14 protein-coding genes and 1 riboswitch are annotated in these 16,989 nt (G+C 70.5%); of the genes, 2 read left to right on the top strand and 12 right to left on the bottom strand.

From position 1 onward, the window contains the following. The first annotated feature begins 1 nt into the window (after position 1). On the top strand, positions 2-652 hold the full coding sequence (locus ACZ5BU_RS12770; protein ID WP_465698301.1) for a response regulator transcription factor: 651 nt from the start codon (positions 2-4) through the stop codon (positions 650-652). On the opposite strand, the gene ACZ5BU_RS12775 is transcribed toward ACZ5BU_RS12770, so the two are convergent. Further along, the gene (locus ACZ5BU_RS12775; protein ID WP_465698303.1) at positions 649-1,197 is read right to left on the bottom strand and encodes a MarR family winged helix-turn-helix transcriptional regulator; all 549 of its coding nucleotides are present in this window, start codon (positions 1,195-1,197) and stop codon (positions 649-651) included. The genes ACZ5BU_RS12770 and ACZ5BU_RS12775 overlap by 4 nt on opposite strands. Before the next feature lie 124 nt (positions 1,198-1,321). Between ACZ5BU_RS12775 and ACZ5BU_RS12780 the strand changes: the two genes are divergently transcribed. Continuing rightward, positions 1,322-1,990 (top strand): FMN-dependent NADH-azoreductase, encoded by a 669-nt coding sequence (locus ACZ5BU_RS12780; protein WP_465698305.1) that lies wholly within the window; start codon positions 1,322-1,324, stop codon positions 1,988-1,990. A 112-nt stretch (positions 1,991-2,102) separates the two neighbouring features. Here the strand turns inward: ACZ5BU_RS12780 and ACZ5BU_RS12785 are convergent, their stop codons facing one another. The 11 genes from ACZ5BU_RS12785 to cobN form a co-directional block, all read right to left on the bottom strand. Next, positions 2,103-2,936, bottom strand: a complete 834-nt coding sequence (locus ACZ5BU_RS12785) for a putative RNA methyltransferase (RefSeq protein ID WP_465698306.1) — start codon at positions 2,934-2,936, stop codon at positions 2,103-2,105. Between the two features lie 5 nt (positions 2,937-2,941). Then, on the bottom strand, positions 2,942-3,820 hold the full coding sequence (locus ACZ5BU_RS12790) for an ABC transporter permease (RefSeq protein WP_465698308.1): 879 nt from the start codon (positions 3,818-3,820) through the stop codon (positions 2,942-2,944). Further along, complete coding sequence (locus tag ACZ5BU_RS12795) at positions 3,807-4,679, bottom strand: ABC transporter ATP-binding protein (RefSeq protein WP_465698311.1); 873 nt, start codon at positions 4,677-4,679, stop codon at positions 3,807-3,809. Before ACZ5BU_RS12795 ends, ACZ5BU_RS12790 begins: the two co-directional genes overlap by 14 nt. Positions 4,680-4,750: 71 nt before the next feature. Continuing rightward, positions 4,751-5,875 (bottom strand): LolA family protein, encoded by a 1,125-nt coding sequence (locus tag ACZ5BU_RS12800; protein WP_465698313.1) that lies wholly within the window; start codon positions 5,873-5,875, stop codon positions 4,751-4,753. Positions 5,876-5,986: 111 nt separating this feature from the next. Next, positions 5,987-6,583, bottom strand: coding sequence for an LURP-one-related family protein (locus ACZ5BU_RS12805; RefSeq protein ID WP_465698315.1), 597 nt, complete (start codon positions 6,581-6,583; stop codon positions 5,987-5,989). Beyond that, positions 6,580-7,923 carry a 5,6-dimethylbenzimidazole synthase gene (gene bluB / locus ACZ5BU_RS12810; protein WP_465698317.1) on the bottom strand — a complete coding sequence of 448 codons (1,344 nt, stop codon included), beginning with the start codon at positions 7,921-7,923 and terminating at the stop codon, positions 6,580-6,582. Before bluB ends, ACZ5BU_RS12805 begins: the two co-directional genes overlap by 4 nt. Continuing rightward, positions 7,920-9,308, bottom strand: coding sequence for a cobyrinate a,c-diamide synthase (locus tag ACZ5BU_RS12815; protein WP_465698319.1), 1,389 nt, complete (start codon positions 9,306-9,308; stop codon positions 7,920-7,922). The genes bluB and ACZ5BU_RS12815 overlap by 4 nt, the downstream gene beginning before the upstream one ends. Then, a complete protein-coding gene (gene cobO / locus ACZ5BU_RS12820; RefSeq protein WP_465698321.1) occupies positions 9,302-9,916 on the bottom strand; it encodes a cob(I)yrinic acid a,c-diamide adenosyltransferase in 615 nt (204 codons plus the stop codon). The genes ACZ5BU_RS12815 and cobO overlap by 7 nt, the downstream gene beginning before the upstream one ends. Next, positions 9,916-12,168 (bottom strand): magnesium chelatase subunit D family protein, encoded by a 2,253-nt coding sequence (locus ACZ5BU_RS12825; protein ID WP_465698323.1) that lies wholly within the window; start codon positions 12,166-12,168, stop codon positions 9,916-9,918. Before ACZ5BU_RS12825 ends, cobO begins: the two co-directional genes overlap by 1 nt. A gap of 68 nt (positions 12,169-12,236) precedes the next feature. Beyond that, a riboswitch (cobalamin riboswitch) is annotated at positions 12,237-12,352 on the bottom strand. A 152-nt stretch (positions 12,353-12,504) separates the two neighbouring features. Further along, positions 12,505-13,272 carry a 5'/3'-nucleotidase SurE gene (gene surE / locus ACZ5BU_RS12830; protein WP_465698325.1) on the bottom strand — a complete coding sequence of 256 codons (768 nt, stop codon included), beginning with the start codon at positions 13,270-13,272 and terminating at the stop codon, positions 12,505-12,507. Positions 13,273-13,284: 12 nt separating this feature from the next. Continuing rightward, complete coding sequence (gene cobN, locus ACZ5BU_RS12835; protein ID WP_465698327.1) at positions 13,285-16,974, bottom strand: cobaltochelatase subunit CobN; 3,690 nt, start codon at positions 16,972-16,974, stop codon at positions 13,285-13,287. Positions 16,975-16,989: the final 15 nt, after the last annotated feature.

Here is a 16,989-nt window from a genome sequence, read left to right on the forward strand (position 1 = left end):
CATGAGCCTGTCCGTGGTCGTCGTCGACGACGAGCCGCTGATCCGTAGCGGGTTGCGCGCGATCATCAACGCCGAGGAGGACCTCACCGTGGTCGGCGAGGCGGGTGACGGGGCGGAGGTGCTCCCGCTGGTACGGCGTACCGGTGCGGACGTCGTCCTGATGGACGTACGGATGCCCGCGGTGGACGGGATCCAGGCCACCCGGCTGCTGCTGGACAACCTCGACCCGGCACCGCGGGTGCTGGTCGTGACGACGTTCGAGAACGACGACTACGTGTACGACGCGCTGCGCGCAGGGGCGTCCGGGTTCCTGCTGAAGCGGACGCCGCCGGACGACATCATCGCGGCGATCCGGACCGTCGCGCGGAGCGAGTCGCTGCTGTTCCCGGAGGCGATCCGTTCACTCGCGCTCGCCCACGTGGGTACGCCGGCACCGACCGGGCTCGACCAGTACCAGCTGACCGAGCGCGAGCAGGAGGTGCTGCGGCTGATGGCCCGCGGGCTGTCCAACGCCGAGATCGCGGCCGAGCTCATCCTCGGGCTGCAGACCGTGAAGACGCACGTCGCCAACGTGCTGTCGAAGCTCAACGCCCGCGACCGCACCCAGGCCGTGATCCGCGCCTACGAATCAGGCTTCGTGCCGCTGCACTAGGTGTTGGCAGGATCGTCTGCTTCTGCCAAGGTGCAGGCGTTGTGCAGGGGGTCGATGGAGTTGGCCTTCATCGCGAGCCGCTGCAGGAGCATCCGGAAGCTGGCGCGCTCCGACTCGTCGAGGATGCCGAGCAGGTGGTCCTCGGTCGCGCGGAGCTTCCGCTCCAGGTCGCAGAGCGCCTCGTGCCCCTGCTCTGTCGGCGCGATCAGCCGCGCCCGGCGGTCGGCCGGGTCGGGCCGGCGCTGCACCAGACCTGCCTTCTCCAGGTCGTCCAGCAGGTACGTCATCACGGTCCGGTCGACGCCGAGCTGGGCGGCCAGGTCGAGCTGCCGCTTCGGGCCCTCGGAGCTCGTCGTCGCGAGCACCTGATAGCCGCGCGGGCCGCCGGGCAGGCCCTCGAGCGCCGCCGCGGAGGCCTTCGCGTACTGCCGGAAGACGACGCCCAGCGCCCAGCCGAGATCGGCCTCCACCGGCGCGCCACTGGCGGCCTGGGGCTCGACTCCTCGCGCACCACGGGTCGCGACGTCGGGCGAAGTACTGGACATGTCCCCCATCGTACGTGGCGTACGCCACCCGGAATACGTTCTGGCTTGAATATGTTCTGCTCTACAGATTATCTTCTAAGCAGCTCAACTCGAGCTCCCCTCGACCTGATGGAGACAGACAGATATGAGCACCCTGCTACGCGTCGACGCCAGCATCCGGCTGGACGGTTCGGTGTCCCGCGCGCTGGCCGACAGCGCGGAGGCCGCCTGGAAGGCGGAGCACCCGGACGGTGTCGTGGTACGGCGTGACCTCGGACAGCACCCGCTGCCCGCGACCCTGTGGCCGACGCTGGCCGCCGCCCAGGTGGGCCAGGAGCCGGTCGCCGACTCCGACCGGATGCCGCTCGCGGACGCCCAGGCGCTCGCCGACGAGCTGAAGGCCGAGATCGTGAACGCCGACGCGGTCCTGCTCGCCGTACCGATGTACAACTACGGCGTCGCGCAGAACGTGAAGACCTGGATCGACGTCCTGGTGGTCGACAAGGACCTGGCCTTCGGATCGCGCCCGCTGGTCGGCAGGCCGGCGATCTTCGCCATCGCCCGGGGCGGCGGCTACGGCCCGGGTTCACCGAAGCACGGCTGGGACCACGCCACGCCGTACCTGGAGCGCATCTTCGGTGACGTCTTCGGGATGAACATCCGCACCGCCGCCGCCGAACTCACCCTCGCCCCGGTCACGCCGGGCATGGAGGAGCTGATCGACGCCTCCAAGGCCTCCGAGTCCGAGGCGCACGTCGAGGCCGACAAGCACGGCACGACCGTCGCCCGCGAACTGCTCGGCAAAGCGGCCTGAGCCGACCCCGGAGCTGCACCACTCACCAACCTCACCGAATCGGCCCCGGCGAACAACTCCTGAGCGGGAGCTCCTCGCTCGGCCCGTGGTTGGTGAGTGGTGGAGGTCCGCGTCAGCGAAGGACTTGCCACGTCGACAGGGTGACCGAGAGCGTGACGATCGAAGGTTCGGGCAGTACTGCGATCCGCTGCAGGAGCTCGCGGTAGTTGAGGTGCCGGGCGCTCGGCGTCATCAGGACCAACTGCTCCACCGCGGTCCGGTCGAGGGACATCGTCTCCTCGATCACCTCGCGGCCCGTCCGCTCGAACTCGCCGTTGAGCGACTCCTCCAGGCGGCGCTCCTTCTGCTCGTCGACGCTCACCATGCCGAGTACGTCGACCAGCTCGGCCAGGTGCTGCTGGTTCGGAGTGACGACGAGCAGCCGGCCGCCCGGCGCGAGGATCCGTGCCATCTCCCTCGCGTTCCGCGGCGCGAACACGTTCAGCAGCAGCTGCGCCGATCCGTCGACGACCGGCAGCTCCCGCCACGCGTCGCACACCACCGACACGATCCGCGGATCCGCCTTCGCGGCGCGGCGGGCGGCGTACTTCGACACGTCCAGGGCGATGCCGCGCCGGTGTTCCGACATCCCGAGAACCCCGGCCAGGTAGTAGGCGGTACCGGCGCCGATCTCGACGACCAGGTCGTCCGTACCGAGCCCGGCCGCGAGGATCAGCGCGTCCCGGATCGCCGCGTAGTGGCCGGTGCCGAGGAAGACCGTACGGGCGCCGACCATCGCGGCCGAGTCACCCTCGATTCCCTTCGATGCCGTCGGCAACAGGTTCAGGTAACCCTGCTTGGCCAGGTCGTACGCGTGCCCGCGTGGACAACGAGCCGTCCGGCCGTCCAGCACGAGCCCGTCGGCGCAGGCCGGGCAACGCAGTACGGCGACGAGGTCAGGATCCACCCGGACTAGGTTATGTCGCGGCTCGTGATCCGTGCCCACGCGGCCGTGTAGAAGACCACGACGTAGCCCGCCTGGAGCAGCAGGTTGCGGGCGATCTCGTGGTAGTACGGCGGATCTCGGAGCAGGTCGGCGAACGACTGCCAGCGGAACACCAGCAGCCACGGGTGGATCGCGTGCAGCTGCGGGATCGCGGTCAGGATGCCGAGGATGACGAAGGTGCCGAACGTCGCCGCCATCGCGGCCAGCGGCGTCGACGTCAGCGACGACACGAACAGGCCGATCGCGGCCAGTCCGAGCAGCGACAGCGAGATCAGCACCGCGATCCCGAGCGCCCGCAGCAGGCCCTCGCCGAGCGAGACGGTCGAGCCGGACAGCAGCAGCACGTCGCCGACCGGGAACAGGACGAATCCGACGATGAAGCCGGAGATCCAGATCGTCATCGTCGCGGCGAAACAGAACACGATCAGCGCGACCATCTTCGCGGCGAGCAGCCGGGACCGTCCGGCCGGTGCGACGAGCAGGTTGCGCAGCGTACCGAGGCTGGCCTCGCCGGCCAGCGACTCCCCCGAGATCACGGTGACCGCGGTCGGCAGGAAGAACGGCATCGACAGGCCGAGACTGCCGACGATCAGGAACAGGCCGTTGCCGGCGATCTGCCCGAGGAACCCGTCGGTGCCGCCGTTGTTGTCGGCGATCTTGATCGCGACGCCGATCAGCAGCGGTACGGCCGCGAGCACGCCGAGGCCGACCTGCGTGCGGGCGCGGCCGAACACGAGCCGCAGCTCGGACAGGAACAGCGCGAGGGTGTGCCGGCCGGCGCTCGGCCGCTGAACAGCGGCTGCCGCGGCAGCCGGCTCGGCGGCCGCGGTCTCACTCGGCGACATCGAAGCCCTCCCCCGTGAGTGCCACGAACGCGTCCTCCAGGCTGGGGCGCTCCAGGCCGAAGCCGTGGATGCGGACGTCGGCGGCGACCAGCGCGGCCGCGAACTTCTCGATCGGGAGCTCGCCGGGATCGCCCTCGACGGTTTCCTCGGTCGTCTTCAGGTCCGTGACGCCGAGCCCCTGCAGCGTGTCGGCCGCCTGGGTGAGGTCCGGCGTACGGACGACAAGGCGTGGCCGGAGCTCCGAGCGGAGGTCGGCGACCGTGGACTGCCGGAGCAGCTTCCCGCGGCTCATCACCGCGGCGTGGGTGCAGACCTGCTCGACCTCGGCCAGCAGGTGGGTCGACGTGAACACCGTCGTACCGTCGCGGGCCAGGTCGCGGATCAGGTGCCGCACCTCGCGGGTGCCCTGCGGGTCCAGGCCGTTGGTCGGCTCGTCCAGCACGAGCAGTTCGCGGCGCTGCATCAGCGCGACCGCGATCGCGAGCCGCTGGCGCATGCCGAGCGAGTACGCGCGCACCTTCTTGCCGGCGGCGTTCGACAGACCGACCCGCTCCAGCGCCTCCCCGGCGCGCGCCTTGCGGGTCTTCGGGTCCGCCGTACGGTCCGCGGCGTCGAAGCGCAGCAGGTTCGCCTGGCCGGTCCAGAACGGGTAGAACGCCGGCCCCTCGACCAGTGCGCCGACTCGCGGCAGCACCCGCAGGTGCGCCTTCGGCATCGGTTCACCGAGCAGCTGGACCTCGCCGGACGTCGGCGCGATCAGGCCGAGCAGCATCCGGATCGTGGTGGTCTTCCCCGACCCGTTCGGGCCGAGGAAGCCGAACACGCTGCCGGCCGGCACCTCCAGGTCGACCGCGTCCACCGCGACCTGCCCGCTGTGGAACCGTTTGGTCAGTCCGTGGGTGACGACCGGCGCGCCTGCCAGTTCGGTACTCAGCGCGGTGCCTTCGCGGCCGCGGCCTGCAGGGTGTCCGGGGTGACCAGGCCGGCGAACACCCGGCCGTCGTCGGTGATCAGCGCGCTCACCATCTTGCTGGTCAGCACCTTGCCCGTGCCCCACGAGCCCTGCACGGTCGGTGCCTTCGCGAGCAGCTGTGCGAGCGGGCCGTTGCCGGTGAGGCCGTTGACCTGAGCACCTGCGCCCTTGATCATCACGACGCTGTCCCAGCCCTGACCGATCACGGTCGGCTTCTCGGCTCCCGGCGCACCGGGCTTGCGCGGCAGGGTGCCGTTCGGGGCGACCGGCTTCGGGAACTGCTTCTCGCCGGCGTTCGGCGGGACCTTCTGGTCGGTGACCTTCACACCCTTCGGCGGGGTGAAGGCAAAGGTGCTCGCGGACGGTACGTCGAACGACACCGAGGTGAACCCCACCTCGACGGCCGGCTTGCTACCGGACCGCGGCATCACGGTCACGTCCAGCGGCACCCACGTCTTGGAGTCGATCGCCAGCGTCACCGATCCGACGGTGGTCTTGTCGGTCTTCGGCACCAGGCGGAGCTTGTACGCGTCCCGGCCGGCGACCTTCTCGGTCCCGCTGACCTGGACCTTGGTGGTCGGGTCGATCGCGTCGAGGAACTGCTTCGCGACGGCCTCCGGGTCGTACGACTTCGGCTCGGCCTTGTCGGGCTTGCTGTTGTTGTGAGCCGGCAGCGTCAGCTTGGTGGCCTCGCGCCGGGACGAGTCGTACGCCCAGGCCGACGTACCGTCCGTGGTCCAGACCCGCTCGGCCTGGTTGTCGAGCACCGACACCCGCGCCTTGTCCGGCGTCGCGAACGCGACCCGCGCGGTGTGCTGACCGCTGAGGAACTCGGTGAGCTGGTTGTCACCACCGGTGATGCCCGGGATGGCCGGCAGGCCGAGGTCCGCGCTCGAGCTGACCGTGCCGCTGAGGCCGTCGACCTTCGCCGTCTGCACCTTCGCGAGCAGGTCCTGCGCGCTGATCGTCGGCAGCTTCGGCGAGGCGTCCGCGACCACCGGGCCGAGCGTCCCCACGCCTGCCACCACCGCGACTGCCGCGACCGGAACCATCCACCGTTTACTCCGCTGCGCTACACCCATGGATACAGCCTCGCACCGGCCGGTGACGGAACCAAGGGTCCTCGGGGTAGGTTCACCCGAAAGAGTGAGACCGGCGTACTACCTGGGTCGTACGCCGGACTCAGGAACGCCTCAGCGGGACTGCAGGGCGTCCAGCGCAACGGTCATCGCGGCGGCCACCCGGAAGTCCAGGCGCTGGTCCTGCACGGTGATCCGGTACCTGTCCCGGATCGACATCTTCCGCTCCACCGACAGCACCGGCTGCTGGGTGTCCCGGGCGGTGAAGTCGAAGTGGAAGATGAACGGCAGCGGGATCTCGCCGACGAACGGGACGAACTCCCAGACCCGACGGAGGATCGCGATCGTCGGGTTCCGCTCGGTGCCGTCCGCGTCGACGCCCGGCGCGCTGAGCTGCCAGCTGGATCGGAGCAGGCTCTTGCCGAACTCCTTCTTGAACCAGCCGATCGACTGGCCGTTCGCGTCGAACACGTCGTAGCCCGACCCGAGGTCGATCGTCTTCCTGGCCTTGAACGAGAACACCGGCTGGGACTTGGTGTCGTCGGTGTAGAACGTCACCTGCTCCTTGAACGCCATCCGCTTCTGCTGCGCGAACGCCAGCAGCTGCCCGTCACTCCCGTCCGGGTTGGTGGCGATCAGCTCGTACTTGTTCGCCATCATCGTGATCCGCTGCTTCATCGAGAACGCGGGTACATAAATCGGCTCGCTCATGCGCAGGAGTGTGTCAGACCACAGGCCGACGCACCGGCTTTCAGCCCTTCCGCCAGGGCCTTCGCAGCGGGCAGGTCGGTTGCGAGCTGTACCTCGAGGTGGCCCACACCTTGGAGGGCGAGGTCGCGGGCGATCTCCACGCCGTACTCCTCCGCCTCCTCGACAGTCCGCGCGGGGCGCCAGAGGACGCCGAAGTCGTGGGCCGGCTTGTCCTCGTGGAGATCCACGACGAGGGCTTCGGCGGTCTCGAGGTGGGTCGCGTCGCCGCCGACGATCACCCGGATGCGCTGGCCTGTTGCCGGTACCGCGTTCTGTGCTGCTGCGTGTGCGTCGTCGACGATCGAGGTGGTACGGCGGCCCCATTCCTCCTCGTGGATCGCCCAGGAGAGCGGGCGGCGCTTGGCCCAGCCGGATCGGACGAGCTCGGGCGCCGGGGCGAAGTGGTCGACGTACCCGACGCAGAGGTAGCCGATCAGCTCGATGTGGGGCGGGAGGCCGAGTACGTCGGCGACCTCGTCCGGGCCGAAGAACGAGACCCAGCCGACGCCGAGTCCTTCGGCGCGGGCCGCGAGCCAGAGGTTCTGGAGGGCGATCGCGGCGGAGAACCAGGTCGTCCGTGGGTCCGCGTGGCGGCCCAGTACGTGGCGGCCGCCGCGTCCGGCGTCGCAGGTCACGGCGATGTTCAACGGGGCGTCGAGGATCGCCTCGATCTTCAGTCCGTCGAACGCCTGCCGTCGTTCGTCGGGCAGCGAGTCCGCGAAAACGTCCCGCTGGCGGGTCGCCAGGTCGTGCACCTTGCGTCGCGTCGCCAGGTCCCGGATCAGCAGAAAGTCCCACGGCTGACTGAGTCCGACGCTGGGCGCCCGATGTGCCGCTTCCAGCACGCGGGTCAGCTTCTCGTCGTCGATCGGCAGCTGCAGAAACCCGCGCCGCACGTCCCGGCGTTCGGCAATCACCCGATGCACGGTCGCCCGCTCGTCAGCTTCGTAGCCGTTTGCCGGCAAGCGTCCGACGGCGACGGTGGTGTTGTGGGTCTTGCACTTCGGCACCACGAGCTCGGCGCCTGCTGCTAGTACTGCTGCTTCGGCAACGCTCGGAGTGCCCTTGAGTTCGTAGACCTGTTCGCTCGGGCTCGGGACCGGCTGCTTGGCCAACTCTTCCTTCGAGAACGTGCGCACTTCGACTCCGAGGTGGTCGGCGAGTTGTTTCAGGGCAGGCTCGGTTTCACGACCCGCGAGAGTCGCGATCAGCCGAACCTCACCAGGCAGGTCAGCGACCGCACTTTCCAGCTCGGCGTACGACGTACCGGCTCGGAGCCCGATCCCGAGGACGAGCTTCATCTCGCGTACTCCCGGGCGGCCGCGACGAACCGGGCCGGGACATCAGGAGTGGCCGTCCAGTGCAGATGCAGATACGACGCGTGGACGTGCGGGAGCGTGACGCCCTCGACACCGCCGGGCAGATGCCAAGCCGGCTGCACGCCGGCGTCGAAGTCGACCGTGGTCCGGTGGAACTCATGCCCGCGAACCCGCCGCCCCTCGTCGAAGAACGCCGTCGTGGTGGCCGCAACCGCCGTACGGTAGCCGAGCGTGAGTCGACCGGTCATCCGCGCGCTGGCGGGGAGTACGCCGGCCATCGGGTGACCGTCCAGCTCGCGGCACAAGTACAACAGCCCCGCGCACTCTGCGATCACCGGAAGCCCATCTGCTACTGCCTCTGCCACCTGCTTCCGCAGCTCGGCATTCGCCGACAACCCCTCGGCATGCAACTCCGGGAACCCGCCACCCAGATACAACGCCGCAGTTGCCGCTGGCAACTTCTCGGTCAGCGGATCGAAGGTCACGACCTCAGCCCCTGCGGCAGTCAGCAACTCGACCGTCTCCGCGTAGCGGAACGAAAACACCGGGCCCCCGGCAACAGCAACCACCGGCCGCTCCCCCGGCCCTGCGTTGCCCGTCGACGTGGTGGACCCGGCGGTCCGGAGCCATGGGGCGGTCTCGATGCCTGGGTCCCAGGGGGTTGCGGTGACGGGTGCCGTGGACTTGGCTGCAGTCACCACCGCTTCGAGGTCCACGCCCTGCCGGACCAGTTCTGCTGCGGCGGCGACCGCATCCTCGGCCTGGGTGCGTTGTTCGTTCGCGGGGATCAGGCCCAGGTGGCGGCTGGGGACTGTCAGGCGAGGGTTTCGGTGGAGGGCTCCCAGGACCGGTACGCCGGTCGGCGCGATTCCGGCTCGTACTTCGGTTTCGTGCCGGGCCGATCCGATCTTGTTCAGGATGACCCCGACTATTCGTACTTCGGTGTCGTAGGCAACGAAACCCTGGACCACCGCGCCGACGCTCCGACCGGCGGCGGAGGCGTCGACGATCAGGATGACGGGGGCCTTGAGGAGCTTGGCCACGTGGGCGGTGGAGGCGAAACCGTCCGTTCCCAGGGCGCCGTCGTACAGGCCCATCACTCCTTCGACCACGGCCAGGTCGGCATCGGCGGAGCCGTAGGCGAAGAGCGGGGCGACGAGGTCCTCGCCGGAGAGCATCGGGTCCAGGTTGCGGCCCGGGCGGCCGGTGGCGACGGCGTGGAAGCCGGGGTCGATGTAGTCGGGGCCGACCTTGAAGCCCGCGACTCGGTGACCCGCCTGACCGAGCGCCGCCATCAGACCTACGGCGACCGTCGTCTTCCCGGCGCCGGACGACGGAGCGGCGACCACCACGCGCGGGATCACCACTCGATACCCTTCTGGCCCTTCTGGCCGGTGTCCATCGGGTGCTTGAGTTTGGTCATCTCGGTGGCGAGGTCGGCGGCCTCGAGAAGTTTCGGGTGCGCGTCGCGGCCGGTGATCACGACGTACTGGTGCCCCGGTCGCGACACCAGCGTCGACACGACCTCGTCGACGTCGATCCAGCCCCACTTCATCGGATACGTGAACTCGTCGAGCACGTACAGGTCGTGCGTCTGCGCGGCCAGCCGGCGCTGGATCTCGCGCCAGCCCTCGAGGGCGTCGGCGGCGTGGTCCTCCTCGGTGCCGGACTTGCGGGACCAGCTCCAGCCCTCGCCCATCTTGTGCCATTCGACCGGGCCGCCCTGACCGGTCGACGCGTGCAGTTCACCGAGGGCCTTGAAGGCGCTCTCCTCGCCGACCTTCCACTTCGCGCTCTTCACGAACTGGAAGACCCCGAGGTTCCACCCCTGGTTCCACGCCCGCAACGCCATCCCGAAGGCGGCCGTCGACTTCCCCTTCATCTCGCCGGTGTGCACCATCAGCAGCGGCCGGTTGCGCCGCTGGCGGGTGGTCAGTCCGTCGTCCGGTACGGCGACCGGTTGTCCCTGCGGCATCAGGCCACCTTCCGATCGGTCACCGTACGAATCAGGTTGCCTGCGGCAACGTCTCCGAGGTCGAGGTACTCCGCGCCGAGGTCGGCCGCCAACTCCGCGGCGAGGCCGAGCCGGATCCCGCGGCGCGGTTCACAGTCGACGACGACGGTCGCGATCCCGCGCTGGGCGAGCCAGCCCGCTGCTTGACGGGCACGGCCGAACGCGTTGTCGCCGTACGTCGCACGCCCATCGGTGACGAGGACGAGCAGTGGACGCCGGCGCGGGTCGCGGATCGCGGCGATCCGCAGTACGTCGGCCGCCTGCAGGAGCCCTTCGGCGAGCGGGGTACGGCCGCCGGTCGGGAGGGATTCGAGCCGTCGTACGGCGGTCTCGACGCTGCCCGTCGGCGGGAGCGCGACCGTCGCGGCGGGGCCGGCGAACGTGACCAGGCCGACGGTGTCGCGGCGCTGGTACGCGTCGAGCAGCAGCGAGACGATAGCGGTCTTCACCTCGGTCATCCGCTTCTTCGTCCCCATCGAACCGGACGCGTCGACGCAGAACAGTACGAGGTTCCCCTCCCGCCCTTCCCGCACCGCGAGCCGCACGTCGCCCGCCCGCACCACCAGTCCGGGCCCGCTGCGTCCACGGGCCTTCTGGTACGGCGCCGCGCTCCGCACCGTCCCCAGTACATGCGGCCGCCCGGCCTCACGGCCGACCCGGGCCCGCTCCCCCACCACCCGCCCGACCTCGGTCAACGCCCGCGACCTACGACCGGCAACCCCCGCACCGGCGGCCTGCACGCTCAGAAGCCGAGCCTTGTACGGCGCCGAACTCCCAACCACCTCACCACTCGGAGCCGCACCCTCCACCTCGCGGCCGTCGCGGTCGTGCTCGCGGCTGTCGCGCCCGCGGCTGGTTCCCTCCGGCCCGGCGGTCCCGGCATCCGCCGTGCCTCCGTCGGCCGCACCAGCCGCACCAGCCGCGTCGGCTGCGCCGGCGCCCGGCAGCTGGTCGTCGGCCGCTGGGCCGCCGGCACCACCCGGGCCGCCCGGACCGTTCGGGTCGTCGTCGGGGTCCTCGGGTGGGGTGCTGTTGTTGATGGCCTGCTCCAGCTGGTCCTGGTCGAGGCCGGGGGCGTCGAAGGGGTTGCGGCGGCGGCGGTGTGGGAGGGCCAGCTTGGCGGCTGCTCGTACGTCCTCCACCTCGACGACCGTCCGCCCGGACCAGGCGGCGTGGGCGATCGCGGTTCGCGCGGTGACCAGGTCGGCGCGCATTCCGTCGACGTCGAAGGAGGCGCAGATCTCCGCGATCTGCCGCAGTGCGGCGTCGGTCAGGATCACCTCGGCGAGCAGGTCGCGGGCCTTCACAATGCGTTCGGCGAGCTCGCGCTGCGGTCCGTCGTACCGCGCCACAAATCCGTCCGGATCCGCCTCGTACGCGAGCCGCGCGCGCATCACCTCGACCCGGACTGCGGGGTCGCGGCTGGCGACCACGTCGACGGTCAGCCCGAAGCGGTCGAGGAGTTGCGGACGGAGTTCGCCTTCCTCGGGGTTCATCGTGCCGACGAGGACGAATCGCGCCGGATGCGTGACCGACACCCCGTCCCGTTCGACGGTCGCACGTCCCATCGCGGCGGCGTCGAGCAGTACGTCGACCAGGTGGTCGTGCAGCAGGTTCACTTCGTCGACGTACAGCAGTCCCCGGTGCGCGGCCGCGAGGAGCCCAGGCTCGTACGCCGTGACGCCTTCCGCGAGCGCCTTCTCCAGGTGCAGCGACCCGAGCACCCGGTCCTCGGTCGCCCCCACCGGCAACTCCACCAACCGCGCCGGCCGAACCACCCGCCCACCGGCCACCAGCGCGCCGGCCACGCCCGCCGCGCCCTCGACGCTCGCCGCACCCTCCACGCCCGGCGCGGTCGGCGCGGTCGGCGCGGTCGGCGCGGTCGGCGCGGTCGGCGCGGTCGGCGCGGTCGGCGCGGTCGGCGCGGTCGGCGCGGTCGGCGCGGCCACAGACTCGTCCGTGTGCGGGCCGTCCGGGCAGGTTGGGTCCGGGCGGTCCGGGTCGCACGAGAAGCGGCAGCCGGCTACGACGTCAACCGGCGGCAGGATCTCGGTGAGTGCGCGGACGGCGGTCGACTTCGCCGTACCCTTCTCGCCGCGGATCAGCACCCCGCCGATCGCCGGCGAGATCGCGGCCAGGACGAGCGCGAGCTGGAGCTCGTCCATCCCGACGACCGCGGTGAAGGGGAAGGAGTTCGGCATTGCAGCCCGCATCGGGGTCGCCCTTTCGTCGAGCGGGTGTCCACGCCCGCTACGGCACTGGTACGCCTGCCCACCTGACAGCGGGCCGGCGGACGGGCGCGGATGTCCTGGCTCCCAAAGCCGCAGCCTTGGTCACAGTGGCGGGACCGCCCCGGATTCGCACCGGTGTTCCTCCACAACCGTCGCGCCGATCATGGCACACCCGGCCCCGCCCGCCCGCGACCAGGCTCACATCGCCCGGCCGGACCTGCACCACTCACCAACCGCGTCAGACCCGGGGCTCGGGGCGACGCCTGGGCGTGAACCGGCCGAGCCGCCTGCAGTTGGTGAGTGCCTGGGGTCCGCGCACTACTTCGTAAGGCGCTTGGCGACCGCGGTTGCGGCGGCGTCGTCGCGGACCTCGCGGATGCCGGTGATCGGGGTCACCGTGACGAAACCTTCGCGCAGGAGGGCCTCGTCGGTGCCGGCGACCGGGGTGGCATCGGTGCGCTGGAGGGTGATCATCGGCTCACCGGTCGAGGCCTTCGCACCGACCAGGACGGTCCGCCGCGGTACGGACAGCGAGGCGTGCCGGACGCCGGCCAGCTGATCCAGCGGGCGGTCCGGCACATTGATCGTGAGCGCAGTACTGGCCGGCTCGTCCTCGATCCAGCCGAGGGCCGCGCCCGCGACCGTGGCCGCGGTCGGCCAGTGCGCCGGGTCGTCGGAGTCGATACTGACCGCAACCGCCGACACGCCCATCCCGGCCGCTGTCAGCGCCGCGGCGACGGTGCCCGAGTGGAAGATCGTCACGCCGATGTTCAGGCCGCGGTTGATCCCGGACAGCACCAGGTCCGGCGGCGGCCCGAACACGCCGGCGACGGCCATTGTGACCGCGAGCGCCGGCGTCCCCTCGATCCCGGTGAACGTGATCCCGTTCTCCTCGTCGGACACGGTCCGGATCGGGCGGCCGATCATCCTGGCCCGGGCCGAACCGACCCCGCTCTCGTCGACCAGCGGCGCGACCACGAGTACGTCGTACCCGAGTGCCGCGATCGCCGGCGCCAGCGCCCGGATCCCCGGAGCACGATAACCGTCGTCGTTCGTGATCAGGACCCGGTGCTTCCGAAGGGGCATACGCCCACCCAATCAGCCGCGATCCTCGATGTCACCCTCCGTCTCAAGGACGGCGTTCCGCAGGGTTTCCAGCGCCGCGTCCGACGGCTCCGCCCAGAGACCGCGCTGCGCCGCCTCGAGCAGCCGTTCGGCGATCCCGTGCCGCGCCCACGGGTTCGACTTCCGGAAGAACTCGGCCATCTCCGGGTCGGCGACGTACTCCGTGGTCAGCGACTCGTACATCCAGTCGTCGACCACGCCCGCGGTCGCGTCGTACCCGAACAGGTAGTCCACGGTCGCCGCCATCTCGAACGCGCCCTTGTACCCGTGCCGCCGCATCGCCGCCATCCACCGCGGGTTCACCACCCGCGCGCGGAACACCCGCTTCGCCTCCTCCTCCAGCGTCCGCGTCTTCACCTGCGCGGGGACGGCCGAGTCGCCGACGTACGCCTTCGGGTTCGCGCCGGTCAGGTGCCGGACCATCGCGATCATGCCGCCGTGGTACTGGAAGTAGTCGTCGGAGTCCATGATGTCGTGCTCGCGGGTGTCCGCGTTCTTGGCCGCGACCTGGATCCGGGTGTACGCGCGCTCCATCGAACCGCGGGCCTCCGCGCCGTCGAGGTCCTTGCCGTACGCGTACCCGCCCCAGACGGCGTACACCTCGGCGAGCTCGGCGTCGGTACGCCAGTTGCGGGCGTCGACGAGCGGGAGGAGTCCGGCGCCGTACGAGCCGGGCTTGGAGCCGAACACCCGGGCGGTGGCCTGCCGTACGTCGTTGCCCGCGGCAACGTCCTCGTCCACGTGTGCCTTGAGGAAGTTGTCGTCGGGCGACTCGTCCAGGCCGGCGACCGTCCGTACGGCCTCGTCGAGCAGTGCGACGACGTGCGGGAACGCGTCCCGGAAGAACCCGGAGATCCGGATCGTCACATCGATCCGCGGCCTGCCGAGCTCCGCCGGCCCGACGACCTCGAAGCCGGTCACCCGGCGCGACGCCTCGTCCCACACCGGCCGGCACCCGAGCAACCACAACACCTCGGCCAGGTCGTCACCCTGCGTCCGCATCGCCGACGTACCCCAGATCGTCAGCCCCACCGACCGCGGGTACTCCCCCGTCTCTGTGTGATGCCTCGCGAGCAACGAGTCAGCCAGGGCAACCCCGACGTCCCAGGCGTTCCGGCTGGGAATCGCCTTGGGATCAACCGCGTAGAAGTTCCGCCCGGTAGGAAGTACGTTGACGAGCCCCCGGGTAGGCGACCCCGACGGCCCCGCCTCGACGAACCGCCCGTCCAACGCCCGCAGCACATTCGCCAACTCGTCCCCGGTCCGCCCCAGCCGAGGCACAACCTCCGCCGCCGCGAACGTCAACGACTGCACGACCTCTTCAGGCTCCCGGCCCAACACCTCGGCCACCACGACCGGAACCTTCGTGACGTCCCAGCTCATCGTCTCCATCCCGAGGACGAGCTTCCGCGCCACAGCTTCCAGCAGATCGACACCGTCGGCACCACTCAGCGCAGGCAGATCAGCCAGCGTCGCAAGATCGGCTAGGTCAGCAGCCGCGCCCGGGTTGGCGAGCAGCTCCGCCTCGTCCACACCAAAGGCGTTCCCCAGCGCGGTCCGCAGCCCGGGGATCGAGTACGAACCACCCCACAACTGCCGAGCCCGCAGTACGGCAAGCACCAGGTTGACCCGCGCCTCACCGGCCGGCGCACCACCCAGTACATGCAACCCGTCGCGGATCTGCACGTCCTTGATCTCGCACAGATACCCGTCAAGATGCAGCACGAATTCGTCGAATTCGTCATCCGACGGCTTGTCGGACGTGTGCAGGTCGTGGTGCAGCTGCGCCGCCTGGATCAGCGTCCAGATCTGCGCCCGCAAGGTCGGCACCTTCTCGGGATCCAGCGCCGACACGGTCGCGTACTCGTCCAGCAAGTACTCCAGCTTCGCCATGTCGCCGTACGTCTCGGCCCGCGCCATCGGCGGGACCAGGTGGTCGACGATCGTCGCGTGCGCCCGCCGCTTGGCCTGCGTGCCCTCGCCCGGGTCGTTGACGATGAACGGGTACACCATCGGCAGATTCCCGAGCACGGCGTCCGGGGCGCAGTCGGCCGCCATCCCGATCCCCTTGCCCGGCAGCCATTCCAGCGTCCCGTGCTTCCCGAGGTGTACGACGGCCTGCGCACCGAAGCCGCCCTCCTCCGGCGAAGCCTCCAGCCACCGGTAGGCCGCGAGGTAGTGGTGCGACGGCGCCAGGTCCGGGTCGTGGTAGATCGCCACGGGGTTCTCGCCGAACCCGCGCGGCGGCTGGATCATCAGCACCACGTTCCCGAACCGCAACGCCGCCAGCGCGATCGCCGGCTCGTCGCCGGACGTGTCGACGTACAGCTCACCCGGCGCCTCGCCCCACGCCTCGATCATTGCCGTACGCAACGACTCCGGCGTCCGGCCGAACCACCGCGCGTAGGTCGACAGCGGTACCTTCGCGACCGCGGCGGCCAGCTGCTCGTCGGTCAGCCAGTCCACGTCGTGCCCGCCGGCCGCGATCAGCTGGTGGATCAGCCCGTCGCCGTCGAGCGCGCTCACGTCGAGATCGCCGAGGTCGTACCCCGCGTCCTTCAACTGCCCGAGCAGCACGACCGCCGACGCCGGTGTGTCCAGCCCGACCGCGTTCCCGATCCGCGCGTGCTTCGTCGGGTACGACGACAGCACCAGCGCGATCCGCTTCTCGGCCACCGGTACGTGCCGCAACCGTGCGTGCGCGACCGCGATCCCGGCCAGCCGCGCGCACCGCTCCGCATCCGGCGCGTACCGCGCCAGCCCGTCGGCGTCGTACGACTTGAACGAGAACGGCACCGAGATCAGCCGGCCGTCGAACTCCGGGATCGCGACCTGCGTCGCCGCGTCCAGCGGGCTCACCGCCGCGTCGCTGTCCACCCACTGCTCCCGCGTCGAGGTCAGCGCGAGCCCCTGGATCAACGGGATGTCGAGCGACGCCAGCGCACCGGCGTCCCACGCGTCGTCCGCACCACCCGCACTGGCGTTCGCTGCAACGGCACCGCCCGCCGCGAGCAGCGTCGTCACGAGTACGTCGCACTTCCGGAGCAGGTCGAACAGCCCGACGTTCTCGGCCGGATCGAGCCCACGCAGCGTCCCGCAGTACACCGGCAGCGGCTGCGCACCGGCTTCGGTGACCGCGGCGGCGAGCGCGTCGACGAACGCGGTGTTTCCGGAGATCTCGTGGGCGCGGTAGTACACGATGCCGACCACGGGCCGGTCGTCCTCGACGTACGTCCCTCGCACGCCGTACGCCGGCAGCGCGCGCGGCGGCTCGAACTCGTCGCCGGTCAGCAGCAGCGTGTCGCGGAGGAACCCGGCCAGGTTGCGGAGGTTGTCCGCGCCGCCCTCCCGGAGGTACGCGAGCGCCTCGGTCACCGCACCGGCCGGCACGGTCGAGAGCGACATCAACTCGGCGTCCGGCGCCGCCTCACCGCTCACGACCACGGCGGGTTTCCCGGACACGAGGACCGCGTCGAGCCCTTCCTCCCACGCCCGCCGCCCACCGAGCAGCCGCACCACAACCACATCGGCCCTGTCGAGCAGACCATCGAGCTGAGCCAGCTCGAGCCGAGCCGGATTGGCCACCGCCCACCCCGCGCTCGCCTCGGCCGCAGCCAGCAGGTCAGTATCAGCAGTAGACAGCAGCAGGAGATTCGCAGCCATGCGCACAAGTCCTTC

It is taken from the genome of Kribbella sp. NPDC031520 (assembly GCF_055580825.1).

Bases quoted from the DNA above. Each gene is read 5' to 3' on its own strand.
- ACZ5BU_RS12770 (WP_465698301.1), top strand. From the start codon at position 2: ATGAGCCTGTCCGTGGTCGTCGTCGACGACGAGCCGCTGATCCGTAGC.
- ACZ5BU_RS12775 (WP_465698303.1), bottom strand. From the start codon at position 1,197: ATGTCCAGTACTTCGCCCGACGTCGCGACCCGTGGTGCGCGAGGAGTC.
- ACZ5BU_RS12780 (WP_465698305.1), top strand. From the start codon at position 1,322: ATGAGCACCCTGCTACGCGTCGACGCCAGCATCCGGCTGGACGGTTCG.
- ACZ5BU_RS12790 (WP_465698308.1), bottom strand. From the start codon at position 3,820: ATGTCGCCGAGTGAGACCGCGGCCGCCGAGCCGGCTGCCGCGGCAGCC.
- ACZ5BU_RS12800 (WP_465698313.1), bottom strand. From the start codon at position 5,875: ATGGGTGTAGCGCAGCGGAGTAAACGGTGGATGGTTCCGGTCGCGGCA.
- ACZ5BU_RS12805 (WP_465698315.1), bottom strand. From the start codon at position 6,583: ATGAGCGAGCCGATTTATGTACCCGCGTTCTCGATGAAGCAGCGGATC.
- bluB (WP_465698317.1), bottom strand. From the start codon at position 7,923: ATGAAGCTCGTCCTCGGGATCGGGCTCCGAGCCGGTACGTCGTACGCC.
- cobO (WP_465698321.1), bottom strand. From the start codon at position 9,916: ATGCCGCAGGGACAACCGGTCGCCGTACCGGACGACGGACTGACCACC.
- ACZ5BU_RS12825 (WP_465698323.1), bottom strand. From the start codon at position 12,168: ATGCGGGCTGCAATGCCGAACTCCTTCCCCTTCACCGCGGTCGTCGGG.
- surE (WP_465698325.1), bottom strand. From the start codon at position 13,272: ATGCCCCTTCGGAAGCACCGGGTCCTGATCACGAACGACGACGGTTAT.
- cobN (WP_465698327.1), bottom strand. From the start codon at position 16,974: ATGGCTGCGAATCTCCTGCTGCTGTCTACTGCTGATACTGACCTGCTG.